General features: G+C 67.1%; 16 protein-coding genes. 6 read left to right on the top strand and 10 right to left on the bottom strand.

What is annotated here, in order from left to right:
• Positions 1–54: 54 nt before the first annotated feature.
• The 3 genes from B841_RS13785 to B841_RS01075 all read left to right on the top strand — a co-directional run bounded on the left by B841_RS13785 (position 55) and on the right by B841_RS01075 (position 6622).
• Positions 55–2046: a galactan 5-O-arabinofuranosyltransferase gene (locus B841_RS13785; RefSeq protein WP_020933634.1), complete on the top strand. Its 1992-nt coding sequence runs from the start codon at positions 55–57 to the stop codon at positions 2044–2046.
• A gap of 36 nt (positions 2047–2082) precedes the next feature.
• Entirely contained in the window at positions 2083–5538 is a 3456-nt protein-coding gene (locus B841_RS13780; RefSeq protein WP_020933633.1) for an arabinosyltransferase domain-containing protein, read from the top strand.
• 154 nt (positions 5539–5692) lie between these two features.
• A complete protein-coding gene (locus B841_RS01075; RefSeq protein WP_020933632.1) occupies positions 5693–6622 on the top strand; it encodes a DUF4352 domain-containing protein in 930 nt (309 codons plus the stop codon).
• 29 nt (positions 6623–6651) lie between these two features.
• Here the strand turns inward: B841_RS01075 and B841_RS01070 are convergent, their stop codons facing one another.
• The 4 genes from B841_RS01070 to B841_RS01055 all read right to left on the bottom strand — a co-directional run bounded on the left by B841_RS01070 (position 6652) and on the right by B841_RS01055 (position 11383).
• Positions 6652–7488: a PaaI family thioesterase gene (locus tag B841_RS01070; protein WP_020933631.1), complete on the bottom strand. Its 837-nt coding sequence runs from the start codon at positions 7486–7488 to the stop codon at positions 6652–6654.
• Positions 7489–7563: 75 nt separating this feature from the next.
• Positions 7564–9132 carry an arylsulfotransferase family protein gene (locus B841_RS01065; RefSeq protein WP_156844650.1) on the bottom strand — a complete coding sequence of 523 codons (1569 nt, stop codon included), beginning with the start codon at positions 9130–9132 and terminating at the stop codon, positions 7564–7566.
• A gap of 32 nt (positions 9133–9164) precedes the next feature.
• Entirely contained in the window at positions 9165–10559 is a 1395-nt protein-coding gene (locus B841_RS01060; RefSeq protein WP_169466545.1) for an arylsulfotransferase family protein, read from the bottom strand.
• A 404-nt stretch (positions 10560–10963) separates the two neighbouring features.
• A complete protein-coding gene (locus tag B841_RS01055; RefSeq protein WP_156844648.1) occupies positions 10964–11383 on the bottom strand; it encodes a hypothetical protein in 420 nt (139 codons plus the stop codon).
• Positions 11384–11599: 216 nt separating this feature from the next.
• Between B841_RS01055 and B841_RS01050 the strand changes: the two genes are divergently transcribed.
• Both B841_RS01050 and B841_RS01045 read left to right on the top strand, forming a co-directional pair.
• Complete coding sequence (locus tag B841_RS01050; RefSeq protein WP_020933627.1) at positions 11600–12223, top strand: malonic semialdehyde reductase; 624 nt, start codon at positions 11600–11602, stop codon at positions 12221–12223.
• Positions 12224–12322: 99 nt separating this feature from the next.
• Positions 12323–12814 (top strand): hypothetical protein, encoded by a 492-nt coding sequence (locus B841_RS01045; RefSeq protein WP_020933626.1) that lies wholly within the window; start codon positions 12323–12325, stop codon positions 12812–12814.
• An 89-nt stretch (positions 12815–12903) separates the two neighbouring features.
• Here B841_RS01045 and B841_RS01040 read toward each other — a convergent pair whose 3' ends face one another.
• On the bottom strand, positions 12904–13824 hold the full coding sequence (locus tag B841_RS01040; RefSeq protein ID WP_020933625.1) for a PrsW family intramembrane metalloprotease: 921 nt from the start codon (positions 13822–13824) through the stop codon (positions 12904–12906).
• Complete coding sequence (locus B841_RS01035) at positions 13821–14453, bottom strand: hypothetical protein (protein WP_020933624.1); 633 nt, start codon at positions 14451–14453, stop codon at positions 13821–13823. The genes B841_RS01040 and B841_RS01035 overlap by 4 nt, the downstream gene beginning before the upstream one ends.
• A gap of 42 nt (positions 14454–14495) precedes the next feature.
• Between B841_RS01035 and B841_RS01030 the strand changes: the two genes are divergently transcribed.
• Positions 14496–16418: a M13 family metallopeptidase gene (locus B841_RS01030; RefSeq protein WP_020933623.1), complete on the top strand. Its 1923-nt coding sequence runs from the start codon at positions 14496–14498 to the stop codon at positions 16416–16418.
• Between the two features lie 45 nt (positions 16419–16463).
• On the opposite strand, the gene B841_RS01025 is transcribed toward B841_RS01030, so the two are convergent.
• Genes B841_RS01025 through phnC form a run of 4 tightly spaced genes read right to left on the bottom strand, consistent with a single transcriptional unit; the run spans position 16464 to position 20749 of the window.
• Positions 16464–17522, bottom strand: coding sequence for a zinc-binding dehydrogenase (locus B841_RS01025; protein ID WP_020933622.1), 1059 nt, complete (start codon positions 17520–17522; stop codon positions 16464–16466).
• Positions 17519–18196: a phosphonatase-like hydrolase gene (locus tag B841_RS01020; RefSeq protein ID WP_020933621.1), complete on the bottom strand. Its 678-nt coding sequence runs from the start codon at positions 18194–18196 to the stop codon at positions 17519–17521. The genes B841_RS01025 and B841_RS01020 overlap by 4 nt, the downstream gene beginning before the upstream one ends.
• Before the next feature lie 42 nt (positions 18197–18238).
• The gene (phnE, locus tag B841_RS01015) at positions 18239–19909 is read right to left on the bottom strand and encodes a phosphonate ABC transporter, permease protein PhnE (protein WP_020933620.1); all 1671 of its coding nucleotides are present in this window, start codon (positions 19907–19909) and stop codon (positions 18239–18241) included.
• Positions 19910–20749 (bottom strand): phosphonate ABC transporter ATP-binding protein, encoded by an 840-nt coding sequence (gene phnC, locus B841_RS01010; protein ID WP_020933619.1) that lies wholly within the window; start codon positions 20747–20749, stop codon positions 19910–19912.
• Positions 20750–20774: the final 25 nt, after the last annotated feature.

Raw genomic sequence — 20774 nt, 5'->3', positions numbered from 1 at the left:
AGGTACGCTCGGCGAGCTCTCATCTGACGCGCGAAATATGCGAGACTATCCCCCATGAGCACAGCCGCCCCGCCTCATCCCGCTCCCGCCGCCGCACCGGACGCCCCGGACCGGCTCACGCATCGCGCCACCCTGATCGCAGCGCTTGTGGCCCTGGTGGGCGGCGCCGCGGCGGCGTTTGTGGCGTGGTGGGCACTGGATCGGACCAGCCTGCCCGCCTTCAACACCTCCATGGTCACCCGCGCGGTGGCGACGGCCGGCACCGTGCTGATCCTCGGCCTGGTGGCCGTCTTCCTCACCTGGTGGGTCTTCGACCGCGACCGCGCCACCGGCGCACGCCCCGCCCGTCCGCGGTGGCGCGTCCTCTTGACGTATGTGATCGCCTACCTCGCGCCCGCGGGGCTGGTGGTCACCGCGGTGGCAGTTCCACTGTCCGCCAGCCGCCTGTACCTCGACGGCATGCAGGTCGACCAGGAGTTCCGTACCCAGTTCCTCGGCCGCATGGCCACCACCTGGGCCAACCAGGACATGAACTACGAGGACATGCCCACCTACTACCCGCTGGGCTGGTTCTGGCTCGGCGGGCGCATGGCCATGGCCCTGGGGATGCCCGGCTGGGAGGTGTACCAGCCGTGGGCGGTGGTCTCCATCGCCGCGGCCGCCAGCCTGCTCGTGCCGATCTGGCAGCGGCTGACCGGTTCCCTGCCGACGGCCACGGCGATTGCGCTGACCACCACGGCCGTCACGCTAGTGATGGCCGCCGACGAGCCTTATGCCGCCGTCATCGCCATGATGGTGCCCGCCATGACGGTGCTCGCCCGCCGGGCGGTCGCCGGATCCTGGTGGGCCGTGGGCGCGATGGTCGTGCTGCTGGGCATATCCGCGTCCTTCTACACTTTGTATACCGGCGTGGCGGCGTTGACCACGGTGGTCATCGCGCTGATCGCCGCTCTCAGTCGGCGCAGCTGGGCGCCGGTGGTGCGTCTGGTGGTCATCGGCGTCGGCTCCATCCTCATCGCGCTGATCTCCTGGGGTCCGTACCTCTGGGCGGAGCTGTCCGGTCAGCCCTCCGAGTCGGCCGTGGCGCCGAACTTCCTGCCCGAGGAAGGCACCCAACTCCCGGTGCCCTTCCTCGCCCTGTCGGTGATCGGCCTACTGTGCCTGATCGGCCTGATCCACCTCATCGTCTCCTTCCGCGGCCACCTTGATGTGCGCGCGATGGGGATCGGCGCGATCGTCTTCTACGGCTGGTCGCTGGCCTCCATGCTGTCCACGCTGCTGAACACCACGCTGCTGGGCTTTCGCATCGACGCGATCATCGCCCTGCAGCTGGCCACCGCCGGCGTCCTGGGCCTGGCCACGCTGCGCCGGGTCGGCCTGCAACGGCTGCCGGCGGAACGCCGCGTCGACGGCACTGCGCGCACCGTCACCCTGGTCGGCGTCGTGCTGATCCTGCTGGGCGGGCTGCACTACGCGCAGCAGATCCCCACCCGCAACGAAGACGCCATCGACCACGCCTACACCGACACCGACGGCTACGGCGAGCGCGCCGACCGCTTCCCGCCGGACGCCGCCAGCCACTACGAAGACGTCGTCGAGGAAATCAGCTCGCACGGGCATGAACCGACCGACACGGTGGTGCTCACCGACGAGAACCGCTTCCTGGCCTTTTACCCCTACTACGGCTTCAACGCGTTTACCTCGCACTACGCCAACCCGCTGGGCACCTTCAACGCCCGCAACGACGTCATCTTGGAGTGGGGCCTGCAGTCCTGGGACGAGCTGGAAGACCCGGCGGACTTCGCCGCCGCACTAGACGAGGCCCCCTGGCGGGCCCCGGACGTGTTCCTCTTCCGCGGCGAGCTCGACGAGATCGACGAGGACGACCCCGAGGGCTGGAAGACGCACCTGGCCCGCGACCTGTTCCCCAACCAACCGAACGTGCGTTACGACGCCCTGTTTTTCAACCCCGCCTCCTTCGCTGACGAATCCCTGTGGGCCACCGCCCAAATCGGTCCATTCGTCGTCGTCACCCGCAATGGCTAAGGGCATGGCCCCTGCCGTGAACTAGGATCTGCACACGTGTCTACTGTTGCCTCTGAGCGCCCGGTCACCGACGAAGCGCCCCACCCCGCACCAGGGTGGCTGAAGAATCTCGCGATCATCTCCGGGATCCTCGCCTTCCTGCTGTTTCTGGCCACGCCGTTTCTGCCCGTCAACCAGACGCAGTCCTCGGTCACCTGGCCGCAGAACGACTCGCTGAACTCCGTCAACGCGCCGCTGATCTCCGTGGCGCCGGAGGAATTCGAAGCCACCGTGCCCATTACGGCGCTGGAGATGCTGCGCGAGGGCCAGGACCTGCTCGTCGGCACCGTGCCGTCGGGCAGCCCCGACGCCACCGGCCGCGGCCTGTTCATCCGCGGCGGCGACGGCCTGGACGTGGCCAGCCTCTCCGAGGTCATCTTCGCGCTCACCCCCGAGGAGGTCGCCGAGCTCGACGACGACGCCGTGCTGGAAGTCAGCGTCACCGGCGACGGCACCGAGGTCTCCGTCCCGGGCACCGCCTACTCCGAATCCGGGGACGAGGACCTGCGCCCGCAGGTCACCGGCATCTACTCCGAGATCGACGACACCCCGGACAACCTCGCCGCCCTCGACGACGCCGGCCTAAGCGTCGACGTGGAGATCAACTCGCGTTTCACCACCACGCCCACCACCCTGAAGGTGCTGGCCATGTGGGGCGGGGTCCTGCTGACCCTGGTGGCCCTGTGGTCGCTGTGGCGCCTGGACCGCACTGACGGCAAGAAGATCCCCTTCTTCCACCGCCACTGGCGCAGCTTCAAACCGCTGGACGCGCTCGTGCTGGGCATCCTGGGCTTCTGGTACCTCTTCGGCGCCAACACCTCCGATGACGGTTTCATCACCACGATGGCGCGCGTCTCCGAGAACTCGGGTTACCTGGCCAACTACTACCGCTGGTACGGCGTGCCCGAATCCCCCTTCGGCTCCCCGTACTACGACCTGCTGGGCCTGCTGGCGCAGTTCACGGCGGCCTCCGCCTGGATCCGCCTGCCGTCGCTGATCGCCGCGGTGCTGATCTGGCTGCTGCTGTCACGGGAGATCATCCCGCGCTTCGGCGCCGAAATCGCCGCCCGGCGCGTCACGCACTGGACCGCGGCGTTCGTGTTTTTGGCGTTCTGGCTGCCGTACAACAACGGCACCCGCCCGGAGCCGGTGGTCGCTCTCGCCGTGTTGTTGGCGTGGGCGCTGTTTGAGCGTTCCATCGCCACCTCCCGGTTGTTCCCGGCGGCGATCGGCACGATCGTGGCCACGCTCGGGTTGTCGGCCGGGCCGACCGGGCTGCTCGCGGTGGGCGCGTTCTTGGTGGCGCTGCCGTATCTGCTGCGCATCCTGAACCGTCGCCTGCGGCTGTATGAGGGGCCGCGGTGGCATTCCGTCTTGGCGATGATCGCTCCGTTCTTGGCGGCGGGCACCTCCATTTTGGTGGCGGTGTTCGGCGACCAGACGCTGCGCGCGGTGCTGGAGTCCACGCGCGTGCGCGGGGAGATCGGCCCGGCCCTGGAGTGGTACTCGGAGTACGTGCGGTATTCCACCTTGCTCGAGCAGACCGTGGACGGGTCGTTGACGCGTCGTTTCGCGATGATCGTCATGATCGTCTCCGTGGTGCTCGTGCTCTATGCCTTGGCGCGCCACAACGGGGTGCCGGGGGCGGCGAAGGGCCCGACGGTGCGCCTGCTGGTCATTCTGGGCCTGTCGGTGTTCTTCCTGATGTTCACGCCCACGAAGTGGACGCACCACTTCGGCATCTACGCCGGGTTGGCGGGTGCGCTCGGGGCGTTGGCGGGCGTGGTGCTCAGCTACATCGTGTTGAAGTCGCCGCGGGCGCGGACCTTTACCTGGGCCGCTGTGCTGGGGTTGATGGCGTTTACTTTCGCCGGGTTGAACGCCTGGTGGTACGTCTCCTCCTTCGGGGTGCCGTGGTGGGACAAGACCCCGCAGTTCCGGGGCCTGGAGTTCTCCTCGGTGTTTTTGGCGCTGGCGCTGCTGGTGGTGGCGATCGGCCTGGTGCAGTCCCTGCGTTATGACTACCGCAAGGAACAGGCCCGCGAGGCGGGCGCGGTGGGCGAGTTCAAGCAGTCCCACGCCTTGCCGCCGACCCGGCTCAACCGCGTGGCGTCCGCGCCGATCGCGATGGCCTCGATCTTCATCGTGGCGTCCTCGCTGCTGTCGTTCACCAAGGCGTTCATCGACCAGTACCCGGCCTATACCGTGGGCCTGGGCAACGTGCGCACCCTGGGCGGGAACACCTGCAGTCTGGCCAATGAGGCCATGGTGGAGACCGACACCAACGATTCCTTCCTCACCCCGGTCGGCGACGTGTCCTTGGGCGAGTCGCTGGAGGCCGGCGAGAACAACGGCTTCCACCCGCGCGGGATCCCGGATTCCATCGTCGCGGAGGACAGCGTGGCCGCCAACGTCGGCGCCATCGGCGGCGAGGGCGGGGAGTCCGGCACCGTCGCCGGCCAGACCGGCGGCGACGACGACGCCACGGACGACGACGCCACTGCAGGTACGGCGGATACTGCGGAGACCGCCGAGGAGGAGGCGGCCGCCGGCGAAGAAAGCGCCGAGGACGAAGCGACCGCCGATACCACCGGCGGCACCCGCGCCACCGTCGGCGTCAACGGCGCCGTCGCGCAACTGCCGTTCAACCTGGACTACACGCAGGTCCCGGTGCTCGGCTCGTACCAGGAAGACGATGACCTGCGCGCCGTCGACGTGACCACCGCCTGGTACGAACTGCCCGAGGCCACCGAGGACACTCCCCTGCTGGTGGTCTCTGCCGCCGGGCGCATCGCCCACCACGACATCAACGGCGTCCAGCAGCCCGGTGAAACGCTCCTGCTCGAATACGGGCGCACGGACGACGACGGTTCCGTCGAACTGCTCGGCGAGCAGGAGATGATGGACATCGGGCCGGCCCCGACGTGGCGCAACCTGCGCCTGCCGCTCGAGGAGCTGCCGGAGGAGGCCGACGCGGTGCGCATCGTCGCCGAGGACACCAGCCTGGCCCCGGACGACTGGGTGGCGTTTACCCCGCCGCGCGTGCCGGAGCTGGCGCAGATGGCCGAGCGGGTCGGCGAGGAAACCCCGGCGCTGCTGGACTGGTCGGTGGCGCTGCAGTTCCCCTGCCAGCGTCCCTTCGACCACTACGCCGGCGTCTCCGAGATCCCCGAGTACCGCGTCTCCCCGGACCACCCGGGCAAGTCCTCGCTGAGCGGGTTCATGGACTTCCACGGCGGCGGCGCGCTGGCCACCACCGAGGCCGTGAACACCTCCTACGAGCTGCCCAGCTACACCCGCAACGACTGGCACCGTGACTGGGGTTCGATCTCGATGTACCAGCTGCGCGGCAACTCCGAGGGCGAGACTCCGGACGTCGCGGAGATCGACACCGAAGAGATCGTGCGTTCCGGGCTGTGGCACGAATCGGAGATGAAGATCCGCGAGGACTAACCACGCCGTGCAACCCCGGCTTATGTCGCACACATGAGTCGGGGTCTCTGGTCTTCCCGATGAGGCTGGACGGTCGTGCCTCTACGCCTGGGAAATTACCCCCTGCGGGTGCTGGCTTGAGCACATATCGAAAAAAGAGATATGTTACCTATTTATGTCTAATCCATACATAGGGGAAGAACCCGAGGAGCAGAACACCGCCTCCACTTTCTCGCAGCAGAAAACTCTGGAGCCCGACAACCACAATCCTTTTGGTTCGTCCGTGCCCTCACAGCAGCAGAAGACTAAGACTCCGCGCAATATTTTGGCCATCCTCGCGCTCGTCGTCGCGGCGCTCGGCCTCGTTTTCGCCTGTATTCCGGGCACCCTGCTCATCGGTGTAGTCCTTCTTCCGATCGCCTTCGTCATGGCGCTGGTCTCGTTTTTCCTGGACGGCACGAAAGGCTTCAGCGTCGCGGCAGTGCTAGTGTCCATCATCGGCGCAGTGGCGGCGGCACTGATTTTCTCCAATGGCACGGATTCAGCTGACAGCGAGGCGTCTCCGGCTGCGTCGGACAGAAACCCCGCGCTGGAAGAGCTGATATTCGGGGATTCCGGTACCGCGACAGGCTCCCAGGAGACCACGTCAGGAGATGCCACGGGCAGTGCCACCAACTCACGAGACAATCCCTACCCAGTGGGCAGCGCCATCACCGAGGGCGATTGGACTGTGACGGTCAACGAGGTCACCCTTGATGCCACCCAAGTGGTCCTTGATGAAGATGAATTCAATGACCCACCGCCAGCAGGATCGCAATATCTGATGGTGAACATCACTGCCTTATATGAGGGGGCAGATCCCCAAGGCGAGACGCCGTCCCCGCGTATTGAATATGTCACGGCGGGCGGAAACACCATCAACGATTACGACCACTTCGCCTATTTGCCGGAGAGCGAATTTAACTCTGGAAACACCCTCTATCAAGGCGCTTCAACCACCGGAAACTTAGTATTTGCGGTGCCAACAGAAGATGTCACAGAAGGTGTGCTGGCTGTTCGGGCACACGTCTTAGGCGACGATAAAATCTTCGTTGACGTGCAGTAGTTGAAGCGATCTCCTCGCTCCACTCGCGATTACATCGTGGCCACCCGGTGCAGGGTGGCCACCGCGAAGGTCAGGACCTCCCCGGCAGCGCTACGGTTCCAGACCTCGGCGATCACCATGGAGCGGGAGGCGTGGATGATCTCCACGGTCATCCGGAAGTCTTGATCCAGCACGCCCGGGCGTAGATAAGAGACCTGGAGGGAAGAGGTGCGGAAGGGCTCGCCCGGGAAGTTCGGGGAGGCCTCCCAGCCTTTGCGGGCCGCCAATTCCGTGAAGCATAGGCTGACTCCGCCGTGCAGGGTGCCTAAGGCATTGTGCATCCCGGGGTCGAACTCCAGGCGGAATTCCGTGTGGGGACCGTCCTGGGAAAGCAGCTCGAGCCGCTCATCCAGTGAGGTCAGCCACGAGAGAGATCCTGCCGGATGATGCGCCCGGTGGTGCGGGGAATCATCGCCCGGGAAATAACGCACCCGCTGCCCCAGCGTGGCCAGCAACGTCCCGCCTTCGTCGCGCAGCGTGCCGCTGCTGTGGCCCCAGCCGGGCGTGCAGTGATCAGCGGTAGCGGTGCTGGTCAGGCGTGCGGCGCCGGCCGGGATGGGGTCGTGGAAATCCACGCTGATCTCGGAGGTCACCGCCCAGTGCCCCTCACCGCGTGCGGTGAGCGCGGCGTAGGCCGTGACGTCGTCGATAAGCACCCCGGCGGCGCCCGGGTGCACCGCGGATCCATCTGCGGTCAGCGCCCAGTCATCCAGCTGCATGGCCGAGGTGGCGGTGTTGCCGGTGACCACGAGCGGTTCCATGCCGAAGGCCGCTTCCGCGGGCCCGCGATAATAAGGGACCGGGCTGGCCGGGAGTAGCTGAGACACGCGGGGCTCCTGCGGACCGGGGAAATGTAGTTATCAAAGAATAACAACTCCGCGCCTCGGTGGAGGCGATCCCCGCTATCCCTCTCGCGCGATGAAACTGGTGGCCAACACGTCGCCTACCTCATCGAGAGCTTGGACGGCGATGTAGTCGCCCTCCGGCTGTGCGATCTGCGTTTCGAAACCGTCGCGGGGCTGGTCGGTGACAAACTCGGCGTCCTCGGCGTCGGAGCCCGCGGACACGCGCCACTGGGTGACGTCGGTGGCGCCGTTCCAGCTGACGAAAAGCGATTCCCCGTCCGCGAACACCGCCGGGGTGTCCGTCGGCTGCGCGGACCAGTCGGCGCCGGCGAAGTACGCGCGGTAGCTAACGTACGGGTCGTGGTGGACGTCGATGACCGTCTCACCCTGCTCGTTGTACTTCGTCAGATACGGCTCCCCGCCCCAGCCCACCAGCAGCTCCCCGCTATCCAGGCGCTGGGCGTTGGCGCGGTTGGGGGCCACGCGCGGAGTCGGCGGGTCGACCTGCTCGGCGACGCTGGCGGTCCCGGCCTCCTCATCCAGCTCCAGCCACACCACGCGCGACTCCTCCCGAATGGGCGGCTCCGAAGAGTTGTCGAGAATGCGGATGGTGCCGTCCTCTGCCCGCTGAGCGTCATGCTGCCAGGCGAAATAGCTGTCGCCGGTCATCTCGAAGTCGGAGTTCTCCCCGCCGAGCGTCCAGTTGATGTCCCCGGTGTGCCGGTCGATCGAGTACACGGCGTGCGTCTGGCGCGCGGAAATCAGGAAGGTGTCCGTGTCCTCGCCGTCGTAGTTGATGGAGTTGATGTGGAAGTAGTCGAAGGGCCACCCTTCCGATCCGATGGCCTCGTTGTTGGCGTTGCGCTCCACGAAGTCCCACTGGGTGGCGGAGACAGGCACGTGGTCGATGGAATCCCACTCGAAGAGGATCTCGCCGGTGAGAAGGTCGTACTCCTGGAACAGCCCGGACGAGACCCAGCCGTCGACCGGGCCGCCGAATTCGCTGAGATCCATCGGGTGGGGCTGGTAGTAGGCCAACAGCAGGGTGTCGTTGTCTGTGAGATGAAGTTCGTGGAAATCCGCGCCGACCGTTTCCGCGCCGCCGGCGGCGGACAGGCGGTGGAGCTCCTGGAAGGAGGTGTCGGCGATGACGATGTCGCCGTGGCCCCAGCCGGCACGCGCGGCGCCCTCCCACCACACCAGCACCGGCTCCCCGTCGAGCTCGGCAAACTGCAGGTTGTTGACCGCGTCGTGCTCCGGGCTGAGCCCCTCCCGGTTGTTTATCCAGACCGGCTGTCCGGAAGTATCCAGGATCAGCGAGGCGAGCGGCTGATCCTCGGGGGCCGTCTCCGTCAGCATCGGCGTCAGCGCGATGTATCCCTCGCGCAGATCGTCGATGGCGGGGCCTTCGGTGGCCTCGGCCGGGAAGTCCGCCAGGTCGGGGCGGGAGACGAACGCCTCGTGCACGCCCTCGAAGACTGGGGCGGGCTGGGCGTCGGGGCCGTCGGCAAGCGTGGGCTCGCCCGGGGTCGGCTCCGGCGAGTCGGCGCCGGCGCACCCGCTGAGCACCAAGGCGGAGGTGGTCAGGGCGGCCAGCACCATCCGACGTCGCGATGATCTAGACACTGGTGATCAGTCCAATCCAGGTAGCGGAGGGTTTAGGAGGTGGCGGCGTCGATGTAGCTGGCCGCCAGGACGTCACCGTTGTCGTCGAGGGCCTGGACGGCGATGTAGTCGTCATTCGGCGCAGACAGCTCGGTTTCGAAGCCGTCCCAGTCGGCGACCTCCCGGAATTCCGTGTTTTCTTCGTCCGCCCCGGAGAATAGGCGCCACTGCGCGACCTCGGTCGCCCCGTTCCAGCTGACGAAGACGCTGTCGCCCTCGACGGCCAGTGCCGGCGCCTCCTGCGGCGTGCCGGTCCAGTCCTCGGAGATGTAGGAGCGGTAGTTGATGTAGGGGCTGTGGTCGACGTCGATCGTGACCTCCCCGTCCGGGGTGTATTGCGTGAAGAAGGGCTCGTACCCCCAGCCGACCATCACGTGGCCGGAGTCGGTGGCTTCCGCGTTGGCCATGTAGTCCGCGCGGCGCTGCTCGGGCGGATCCAACTGGCGGACCAGGTGGGCGACCATGTCGTCGTCATCCAGCTCGAAGTTGATCACCCGGGAGTTTTCCCGCATGGCCGGCTCAGAGGCGTTGTCGAAGATCTGGATCGTGCCGTCCTCGGCGCGCTGCACGTCGTGCTGCCACCCGAAGTAGCCGTCTTCGCCCATGTCGTAATCGGAGTAGCGCCCGCCGAGCGTCCAATTCAGCTCGCCGGTGTCGCGGTCGACGGAATACACGGCGTGGGTGTTGCGCGCGGAGATCAGGAAAGTGTCGGTGTCATCTGCGTCGTAGTGCACGGAGTTGATGTGGAAGTAGTCGAAGGGCAACAGCTCGGTGCCCACATTCGGGTCACGGTCGATCTCGACCGGGTAATCCCACATGCTCGCGGTGACCGGGACATGGTCCAGAGCGGACCACTCGAACAGCAGCTCTCCGGTCTCGACGTCGTATTCCTGGAAGACCCCGTCCATGACCCAGCCGTCCACGGGACCGCCGACCGCGGTCAGGTCCGTTTGCGTCGGCTGATAGTACAAGGTGAGCAACGTGTCGTTGTCCGTCAGGCGGAACTCGTGGAAGTCCGGCTCGACGTCGACGATTCCCTCGGTCGGCGCGATCCGGGCGATCTCTTCGTAGCTGGCGTCGGCGATGACGATCTCGCCGAAGCCCCAGCCGGCGTGGGTGGCGCCCTCCCACCATGTCAGCACCGGCTCGCCCTGGTACTGCTGGAAATGTAGGTTGTAGGTCGTGTCGTGTTCCGGGTTCAGGTGGTCGCGGTTTTGCAGCCACACGGTGTTGGCGTCGGTGTCGACGATGACGTTGCCGATCGGCTGCTCTGCCGGCGGGTTCTCCTCAATGCGCGGAGAAGCGGGGATGTAGCCCTCCAGCCTGTCCTGGTAGGCCTCCCCCTCGGTCAATTGGGTCGGGAAGTCCGCGAGGTCCGGACGAGTCACGAAATCAGTGTGCTCGCCCTCGAAGACGGGGCTCGGCTGGACGTCCGGACCGTCTGCGAGTGAAGAGTTTTCGTGGTCGGGGCCGAAGCTGCACGCACTGGTGGCGAGTAGGGCGGTGACAGCTGCGCCTGCGGTCAAGGTCCGGAAGAGAGGCCTGGCGGAATGCATATTTAGCCAGGCTACTTATATGCATTATTAAGGTAAAATCAACTTTTGACTATGTCTGACCGGACATGTTCACACGTTATGGGCAGATCATTCACCTGCCATCAGGGCGGCGGGCGGTTTCTGCGGCGGAAAAGTCACTACACCCCGGAACACACCCCTGCCCCGCCGGCACGACGACACCCAGGCCAGAACGTGATTCTGACCTGGGCGCCGTCATGGATTCTCGTACAGCTTTTCTATAGCTGCTCGGTGTAGGCGCCGCGACCGTCGGAGTAGGAAACGGTCACCCGCGCGATCTGCTCTGTCGCCGGGTCACCGTCGATGAGCTGGAGGATCTCGCCGCCGATGAGCTCAGCATTGTCCACGGCGCCGCCGTCGTTGACATCGAGGGTCGTGTACGCGAGGAGAGTGGCGCCGTTGACTTCGGTGCCGGTGACGTCGCTGGCCCAACCTTCGGTCGCGTCATCCCAGTTGGAGGCCCCGACCCCTTCCAGCAGCAGCTCATCGAGCTCCTCGGAAAGCTCCGCCACGTTGGCAGCCGGGCCCACGACGGGCTGATCGCTGTCGTGGCCCCGGCTGCTTTCCTCGGTGGCGCCGCCGCAGGCGGTCAAGGCCAGGGCGCTTGCGGTGATGGTGGCCAGTACTGTCTTTCGCACGGTGCTCTCCTCCGAGTCGGTCAATGCGCTGCGGACACAGCGACACGTTTCATTGCCGCCCAGCTTATGCATGAATTGTGGTCGACCGCAGAAAGTTCGGCCCGTCGGCCTGTGCGCCGTCGCCCGGGACGTCTGTGCGGACGCGACGCCGACCGTGTGACCAAAGACACGGAGGGTTTCGGGAATGTACGGAGTTAGTTGAGAATTGAAGTAAATATGAACACTTCCAGCACACCCGAGAACACCACGCCCATCGTCTTGGATCAGGACGCCCAGGACCTCCTGTTCCACCAGGGCCGCACCGCCAACGCCTTCACCTCCGAGCCCGTCACCGACGAACAGATCGCCGCGATCTACGACCTGATCAAGTGGGCGCCGACCGCCATGAACACCCAGCCGCAGCGCGTGGTCGTGGTGCGCTCCGCGGAGGCGAAGGCACGCCTGCTGCCGCACATGGCCGAGGGCAACCGCGCCAAGACGGAGGCCGCCCCGGCCACCGTGCTGCTGGCCGCCGACATCGACTTCCACCACGAGCTGCCCACCGTGTTCCCGCACGCGGAAGGGATGAAGGAGATGTTCGACGGCGACGAGGACGCCCGCCACGACATGGCCCAGCTCAACGCCGGACTGCAGGTCGGCTACGCCATCCTGGGCATTCGCGCCGCCGGTCTGGCCGCCGGCCCGATGACGGGCTTCGACGCCGAGGCCATCTCCCGGGAATTCTTCCCCGACGGCCGCCACCGCGTCATGGTGGCGGTCAACATCGGCAAGCCCGCCGAGGACGCCTTCCGTGACCGTCTCCCGCGACTGAGCTTCGACGAGGTCGTTCAGGTCCTCTAGGCTCGGGCCAGAGCCTGACACGGTTGGTGGTGGAGTGTCCGCCCATCCGTTAAGCTAAATGGTGACCTGTCACCGAATTCCATAAAATCAAGGAGCTTCATGTCCAAGATCGCCACTTTCTTCACCCGCGTCATCCCGGGCGCCTTCATCGCCAACTCCGGAGTCGGCAAGATCGGCATGCCCGCCGAGGCTTCCGAGGGCCTGCAGCAGTACGCCGCGACCGGCGTTCCGCTGGTCAAGTCCCTGCCGGCCGATAAGTTCGGCACCATCCTCGGCGTTTCCGAGGTCGCCCTGGGCGCCGCACTGGCGATCCCGGCCATCCCGAACCGCGTCGCCGGCGTCGGCCTGACCGCGTTCTCCGCCGGCCTGCTGTCGCTGTACTTCGCCAACCCGGAGAACACCAAGGCCGACCGCATCCGCCCGAGCGACGAGGGCCTGAGCCTGTCCAAGGACATCTTCATGCTCTCCCTCGGCGTCGGCCTGATCGCCCAGGGCGACGAGAAGAAGAAGGAATCCAAGGCCAAGGGCTTGGGCAAGAAGGCCGCCAAGGCCGCCGCCGCCACGAAGGCCGCGAAGGCACTGAAGAAGTAAGGGTTCTCCCCCGTAACTGATCGGCTGTTTTCTGCAGCTGCAGAAAAATATGGACGACTATGCGCGCGCATAGTCGTCCATATTTTGTTTTAAGAGGAGCCGCGTTGCCCTTCCACCTGCTGCGGGGCCGGCGCCGGGGCCATGGCCTCGGGCGGCAAGTCCCGCACGCTGGTCAGCGGCCGCGGGGTAAACGAGTAGCTGGCGTCGGAGCGCGCCATGCGGATCGCCTTGATAAAGATCCAGACGCTCAGCGCGTAGAGGATCAGCGCGTTGATCGCCCAGGCGGTGACCAGGACAGCCGTGGAGTCCCACGTGTAGTTCCACATGAAGTGCAGCACGAACGGGATGAGTAGCCACACTCCCGCCGTGCGGGCACGCCAGGCGGCGGACTTGCCGGCGGAAAACAGCGCCAGGCCGATGCCCCAGCCGGCCAGGGCGGTCCACAGGATGTGGATGAACGGGCCGGCCACCATGCGCAGCCCCCAGGTGAGTAAAGCGCCGATCCAGTCGGCGGAGGGGTCCAGCGGCGCGGACACCATGCCGTAGCCGATGTTTTCGTTGACCTCGAAACCCAGGCCGATGAGCGCGCCGGTGACCAGCCCGTGCCAGGGGCGGTTCAGGCCACGGAAGGTCATGAGGATGACCACCACGCCGAGCGCCTTGCCGATCTCCTCCGGGTACGCCCCGCCGAAGGAGTAGATCGCCCGCTCCCACCCGGCGAGCTGCGCCAGCTCAATGACAGGTAGGCCGGTGATGTAAGCGGCCAGGATCGCGATCCCGGAGCCCCAGATCAGACACGACAAGACCCACGCCGCTCCCGCCCCGCCGACCGGCCAGATGGGCATCGCCCGCAGCACCAGCACGATCACGGCGGTGTAGACCGCGCCGAGAACCAAGCCGATGACCAGGCCAACGCCAGAGGAAAACACCCCGAGCAGCAGCGACAGCGCCGCCGTGGGCACGCCCACGATCGCGAGCACGATCAGCGTCCACCGAAACAGCTGACTCACACCGTCACCTCCCGGTCCGGGAACAGCTCCGGCAGGAAAGACTCCGACCCGTGGGGATTGCCGCCCATGTCACTGATCAGGGAAGCGACCGCCTCGGGCAGCTCTTCACCGGTGAAGGCCAGCCACACGGCGTCGACGAACAACGCCAGCTCCGCGCCCACGCCGCTGACCGCGACGAAGGTCTGCGCCCCCTCGTACTCCCCGGTGCCCTGCAGGGACATGCCGACGGTGTTGCTGCGGGCGTCGACAAGCATGCGCGCCCCGCCCTCCCGCAGGATGTCGTCCGAGGTGTTCTCCGGCCAGCCCGTCAACCCCGAGGTCAGGCGCCGCAGCGCCTGATCCGGGTCGTCGGTCGCCCGGTCGGTGAGCGTGTCCACGATCACCGTCTCCCCGCACCACCAGCTGGCCGCCAAGCCCAGCGCGTTGTCCTCGCAGCGCACCGGATCACCGTCCACGGTCAACGGGATCTCCCACTCGCCGGAGCCCAAGACCACCGCGGACTCCGTCCCCTCCGGGGCGGGGGCCGGCCACCAGAGCGCGACCGGCGCCAGCAGCACCACCAACGTCACTCCGACGCTGGCCCACCACGTTCGTCCGGCCCGCGCCGGCTGCAGCTGATAGGAATGCATAGCCACCACTGTAACCGCAGCGTCTGACATAGAGTGGAAGCCATGAAAGACCTTTACGCATACGTCAACGGACCCTGGCTCGACTCGCACGTCATCCCCGACGACCGCGGCGTCGACGGCACCTTCCACAAGCTTCGCGACGACGCCGAACTCGACGTCCGCACCATCGTCGAGGAAGACACCGGACGCGCCGGCACCCTCTACGGCTCCTTCATGGACGTCGAGGGCGTGAACGACGCCGGCATGGCCCCGCTGGACAAAGACCTCGACCTGCTCACCGCCGCCGACGCGGAAGCCTTCGCCCGCAACTTGGGCGAACTCGAGCGCTCCGGCGTCGGCGCCCCGGTGAGCTTCTGGGTGGAAAAGGACTCCAGCGGCGACGACGCGATCGCCTACCTGGTCCAGTCCGGGCTCGGCCTGCCCGACGAGGCCTACTACCGCGAGGAGACCCACGCCGACACACTCGCCGCGTATCAGGAGCACATCGCGGAGATGCTCGGCTTCCTCGACCCGGCGCGCCTGTTCGGCCTGGACGCGCAGACCGCGGCGCTTCGCATCGTCGCGTTGGAGACGCAGATCGCCGCCGGCCACTGGGACGTGGTGTCCTCCCGCGACGCCGTCAAGACCTACAACCCCATGGACTTCAATGAGCTGGGTTCCGACGTGCGCGCCCTGCTCGGCGCTGCGGGCCTGGGCGAGGGCCGGGTGGTCAACATGATGCCCAGCTACGTCCAGCACTTCGAGGACCTGCTGCGCGACGACAACCTCGCCGACTGGCAGCTGTGGGGCACCTGGCACATCCTGCGCTCGCGCGCCGGCCTGCTGCCCGAGGAAGTGGGCAAGAAGAACTTCGAGTTCTACGGCACGAAGCTCTCCGGCGCCACTGAGCAGAAGGACCGCTGGAAGCGCGGCGTCGCCCTGACCGAATCGCTGGTGGGCCACGAGGTCGGCCGCATCTTCGTCGACCGCCACTTCCCGGCGTCGTCGAAGGAGCACATGCTCACCCTCGTCGACTACCTGACCCGCGCCTACGAGCAGCGCATCCAGGCGCTGCCGTGGATGACCGAAGAGACCAAGGCGCGTGCCCTGGACAAGCTCAAGCTGTTCCGCTCCAAGATCGGCTACCCCGACACCTGGCGCTCCTACGAGGGCTTGACGTTTACGGCCGGCGGGGCGAGCCTGCTGGACAACGTGCGCGCCGGCGCCGCGTTCCTGCACGACTATGAGCTGGACAAGATCGGCAAGCCCGCCGACCGCGACGAGTGGGTCACCACCCCGCAGACCGTCAACGCCTTCTACAACCCGGTGGTCAACGACATCACCTTCCCGGCGGCCATCCTGCGCGCGCCGTTCTACGACCCGGAAGCACCCCAGGCAGAGAACTTCGGCGCCATCGGCGCAGTCATCGGCCACGAAATCGGCCACGGCTTCGACGACCAGGGCTCCCAGTACGACGGCCACGGCAACCTGCAGTCCTGGTGGAGCGACGAGGACCGCGCCGAGTTCAAGAAGCTGACCGATCAGCTGGTCGAGCAGTTCGACGGCCTGGTCCCGCGCGTGCTGGAGGGCACAGACACCACGGGCGTCAACGGCGAGTTCACCCTGGGTGAAAACATCGGCGACCTGGGCGGCCTGGGCATCGCGGTGGTGGCCTACCAGATGTGGGTCGACGACCACGGCGAAGAAGAACCCGCCCGCTTCGAGGCCGAAGGCGCCGACCCGGGCCTTAACGAGCGCGAGTTCACCGGCATGCAGCGACTGTTCCTGTCCTGGTCACGGGTGTGGCGCACCGCCATCCGCCCGGAGATGCAGCAGCAGTACCTGGCGATCGACCCGCACTCCCCCGCCGAGTTCCGCTGCAACCAGATCGCAGCCAACATCGACGAGTTCTACGAGGCCTTCCCCGAGATCGACGAAACCTCCCCGATGTGGATCGAGCCGAGCCAGCGCGTGAATATCTGGTAGTTACGCCTCGGTGAGGCGGTGCCCGCGCTCGGCGCAGGCGCGGTCTTAGACCGGCTCCGCCGCCTTCGCCCCGCGGTGGGCGCCCAGCGCGCTGGGCTGCAGCTCCACGACCGTGCGCAGCGCGGCGCCGGGGCGGGTGAACTGCTCAGGCAGCTGACCCAACGGCACCGGGCCGCCGAAAATCTTGTCTGCCGGCAGGGTGTGTCCCTCGGCGGCGAGGAACTCCACCGCCTGCGTCAGGTGCCTCGGTTCGAAATTGTGCACGCCGGTGACCGTGCGCCAGCCACGCACCAGCCATTCCGGGTCGATGCTCACCTCCGGACCCGGCGCGACGGTGCCGGCCAGCACGGCCGTACCGCCGATGTCCAGCGCCGTGAGGCAGGCCTCTACCCCGGCGCTCGCGCCCGAGAGCTCTAAAGCGACGTCAACCGTGTGCTCCATCCCGGGGGCGACAGTGACGTCCGCGAGGTCGCCCACCAGCTCCCGGTTGACGGGGTTCGGGTCACAGGCGATGACATGCGCGGCGCCGCGGGCGCGGGCGGCCGCCACGGCGATGACGCCGAGCATGCCGACGCCGTTGACCAACACGTGACGCCCGGCCAGATCACCGACGGAGTCCAACACCGCCATGACAGTCGCCGCGGCGCATCCGGCCGTCGAGGCCAGCGCATCGGAGACGTGCTCCGGCACCTCTTCCACGGCCTGGCCGGCCAGCAGGTGAATGTGGCTGGCGTAGGTGCCCGACAAGGGCCAGACGTCCTCGAAGGATTCATGGCCGGCCTTGCGCACTGTGTCGCACTTCGCCGTCAGCCCCCGGCGACAGTTGCCGCAGCGCCCGCAGCTGGAGGTCACGGAGAACACCACCCGCATGCCGGGTTCCAGCCCTGGGCGGCGGCTGTCGACGACAATTCCCACGCCCTCGTGCCCAAGGATGGACGGGCACGCGCCGGAGCGGCGCCCGGAGACGGTGTGGCGGTCGGAGCCGCAGATCGTGGCGGCGGTCAGCTCGACCAGCGCCTCGCCGTCGCTGAGCTCCGGGAAAGGAACCTCGCGCAGCTGGAAGTCAGCGCCGCCCTGCCACACCTGTGCGTGTGCGACGCTCACTTGCCCTCCATGACCGGGTGCGCCGGCAGGTCCGCGACGGAATCGAGGATCAGGTCGGCGCCCAGTTCAGTGAACTCTTCGGCGGGCACGTGCCCGGTGAGTACGCCGACAGAGGTCACCCCGGCGGCTTGGGCGGAGCGCACGTCGGCGGCGGTGTCCCCGGCGCTGATCACGGCGGCCGGGTCGGTGACGCCGGTGGCGGCCATGACGGTACGGATCAGGTGCGGCTCGGGACGGCCGGCCTCGACCTCGTCGCCGGCGGCGCTGGCGTCGATTGTCTCGCCGACTCGCCAGCCCATGGCGCCTAAGATGAGGTCGACGATCTCGCGGGAGAACCCGGTGGTCAGACCGACCTTGACGCCACGTTCGCGCAGGGCGCGCAGGGCGTCTTCCACCCCGGGCAGCGGGGTGGGCGGGTTATCGGTGTAGGTGCGGCGCAGCTCCTCGCGGAACCAGGCCCAAGACTTCTCGATGCGCTCCTCGGTGGGTTCCACGCCGCCGATCTCCAGGAGGTTGCGGATGGCCCATTTCTTCTCCGTGCCCATCCATTCCTGGAAGGTGGCGTCGGAGTAGACGGCGCCTTCGCGTTCGGTGGCCTCGCGGAGCACGCGGTAGACCTCGTCGCGGTCGTTGACGGTGGTGCCGGCCATATCGAACACTGCAAGCTGAATCATGAACGTCTTCTTTCTACGGGTTCCTACGGGAATGACTGGGGGTTAGCGGACGACGCGGCGCAGCCACATGGACAGGCCCTCGACGATGAGCACGACGGCGACCATCAGGATCAAAATCATGGTGACCACGTCGAATTGGTTGACGCGCGAGGCGTTGAGCAGCAGGAAGCCGATGCCGCCGGCGCCGACGACCCCGAGCAGGGTCGCGGAGCGGATGTTGGTGTCCAGCAGGTACATCGTGTGCGCCACGAACGCCGGGGCCGCCTGCCGCAGCGTCGCGGAGAAGAACACCTGCACCGGGGTGGCGCCGGCGGTACGCTGCGCTTCCTGGACGTCGACGTCGGTCTCTTCGAGCGAGTCGGCGACGAGTTTGGACAGCAGCCCCACGGCGCCCACGGCCAGGGCGAGGGTGCCGGCCACGCCGCCGAGGCCGGAGATGACCACGAAGATGATCGCCAGGATCAGCTCCGGGATGCCGCGGACGACGACGATGACGGTGCGGAAGAAGCCGTGGACATACGGGTTGGCCACCACGTTGCGGGCGGCGAGCACGCCGATCGGGATCGCGATGACCGCGCCGATGAGCGTGGCCGCCAAGGCGATCTGGACGGTGACCAGCAACTGCCCCATCAGCGCCGCCATCGAGCCGCCGGCTGACGGCGGGAAGAACAGCGCGAGAGTCTCCGGCAGGTTGAACAAGCCCTGCCCCAGCGCGGACCAGCTGACGTCGACCTGCCACAGCGACAGGAAGGTGAAGACGATGAGGAGGGCGACGGTGGCGAAGCGTTGGATACGCGCCAGGCCCCACGGCGGGGTGAGCGTGACGTCGTTGACGCCGGTCACGCGGCCCCTGTTCAGTGCGCGGTCCACCCACGTGCCGCCGGTGATTCCGCCGTCGGCGCTGCGCATGAGCGCTGCGCGGATGCCGCCGGAAATCAACTCGATGACGATGCACAGCGCCAACACGATCAGCGCCAGCGCCATGCCGCGCTGATAGTTGAGCGTGCGCAGTGCCTCGGCGGTGGCCAGGCCGATGCCGCCGACGCCGACGTAGCCGAGCAGCACGGAGGTGCGCAGGTTGATGTCGAAGCGGTGCAGGGCGGTGGCGATCAGCTGCGGCAGGAGCACCTGCGGGATGGCGGAGACGATCTGCTGCCTGCGGCCGGCGCCGGCGGAGGCCATGGACTCACGCGGGCCGTCGTCAAGCTCTTCGATGGCGTCGGCGTAGAGCTTGGCCACCATGCCGACGGAGTGAATGCCCATGGCCAGGATGCCGGCGGTGGCGCCGAGGCCGAACATGCGCAGGAAGATGATGGCCAGCACCAGGTCCGGGATGGCACGCGCCAGCACGATCAGGGCACGCGCCACACCCTGGGAGGTGCGGGTGCGGGCGGTGGGGCGGGCGGCGGCCAGCGCCACCGGGACCGACAGCGCCACGGACAGCGCGGTGGCCAAGAAGACGATCGCCAGAGTCTCAAAAATCAGCCCCAGGGTCTCACCCAGCGGCGGGAAGTCCAGCGGGAACATCCGGTCGAGGAAGGCCACCGCGTTGTCCAGTGAACTGGCGATGGTGGCGACGTTGATGCCCAGGGAGGCGATCGACCAGGCGCCGGCGACCACCAGCGCCAGCAGCACCACGCCGGCGACGATGACGCTGGCGTTCGGACGCGGCCTCTCCGGCGCACGCACCTGAGGGGAGGTCAGTGTGCTCATTTACGACACCCTGGCTTCCTTGGCCCGTGCTTCGGCGTCGACGCGGGAGACGTTGGAGTAGATGTTGGACGCCTCGGCCGCTGACAAGCCCTCGGTGGGTTGGTCCAGGACGACCTTGCCGCCGCGCAGGCCGACGATGCGGTCGGCGAAGTCGATGGCCAGCTGAACCTGGTGCAGTGAAGAGATGACCGTGAGGTTGTCCTCCGCGGAGATCTGGCGCAGCAAGGTGATCACGTCGTGGGAGGAGACCGGGTCGAGGGAGGCGACCGGTTCGTCGGCGAGCAGGATCTTCGGGTTCTGCATGAGCGCCCGCGCGATGGCCACCCGCTGCTGCTGGCCGCCGGAGAGGGTGTCGGCACGCTGGTAGGCGCGGTCGGCCAGGCCGACGCGGTCGAGTTTTTCCAGGGCCTCGCGACGGACGGACTTGGGGTACATCATCAGCGACAGTCGCGGTCCGCGCAGCGAGCCGAGGCGGCCGGTGCAGACGTTTTCCAGCACCGACATCGGGCCGACCAGGTTGAAGTTCTGGAAAATGACGCCGACGTCGCGGCGCAGACCCCGCAGCGCCTTGCCGCGCAGTTCAGGGACGTTCTGACCGAGGACCCGGATGGTGCCGGCGGTCGGGGTGTGCAGGCCGTTGAGGTGGCGCAGCAGGGTCGATTTGCCGGAGCCGGACAGTCCGAGCAACACCGTGACCTCGCCCGTCTTGAGGCCTAAGGTCACGTCGTCGAGGCCTAATACCCCGCCGCCGAAGTCCTTGGTCACGTTGTCCAGCTGCACCGCGTAGATGTCGTCGATCTCGCGCTGAAAATCTGTCGAGGTGGGGATGTGGGTGTTCATGGTGATGTCTCCTGATGTCTCGTTG

The sequence above is a fragment of the Corynebacterium maris DSM 45190 genome (assembly GCF_000442645.1).
Classification (GTDB): domain Bacteria; phylum Actinomycetota; class Actinomycetes; order Mycobacteriales; family Mycobacteriaceae; genus Corynebacterium; species Corynebacterium maris.
This window is presented reverse-complemented; position numbering and strand designations above follow the sequence as displayed.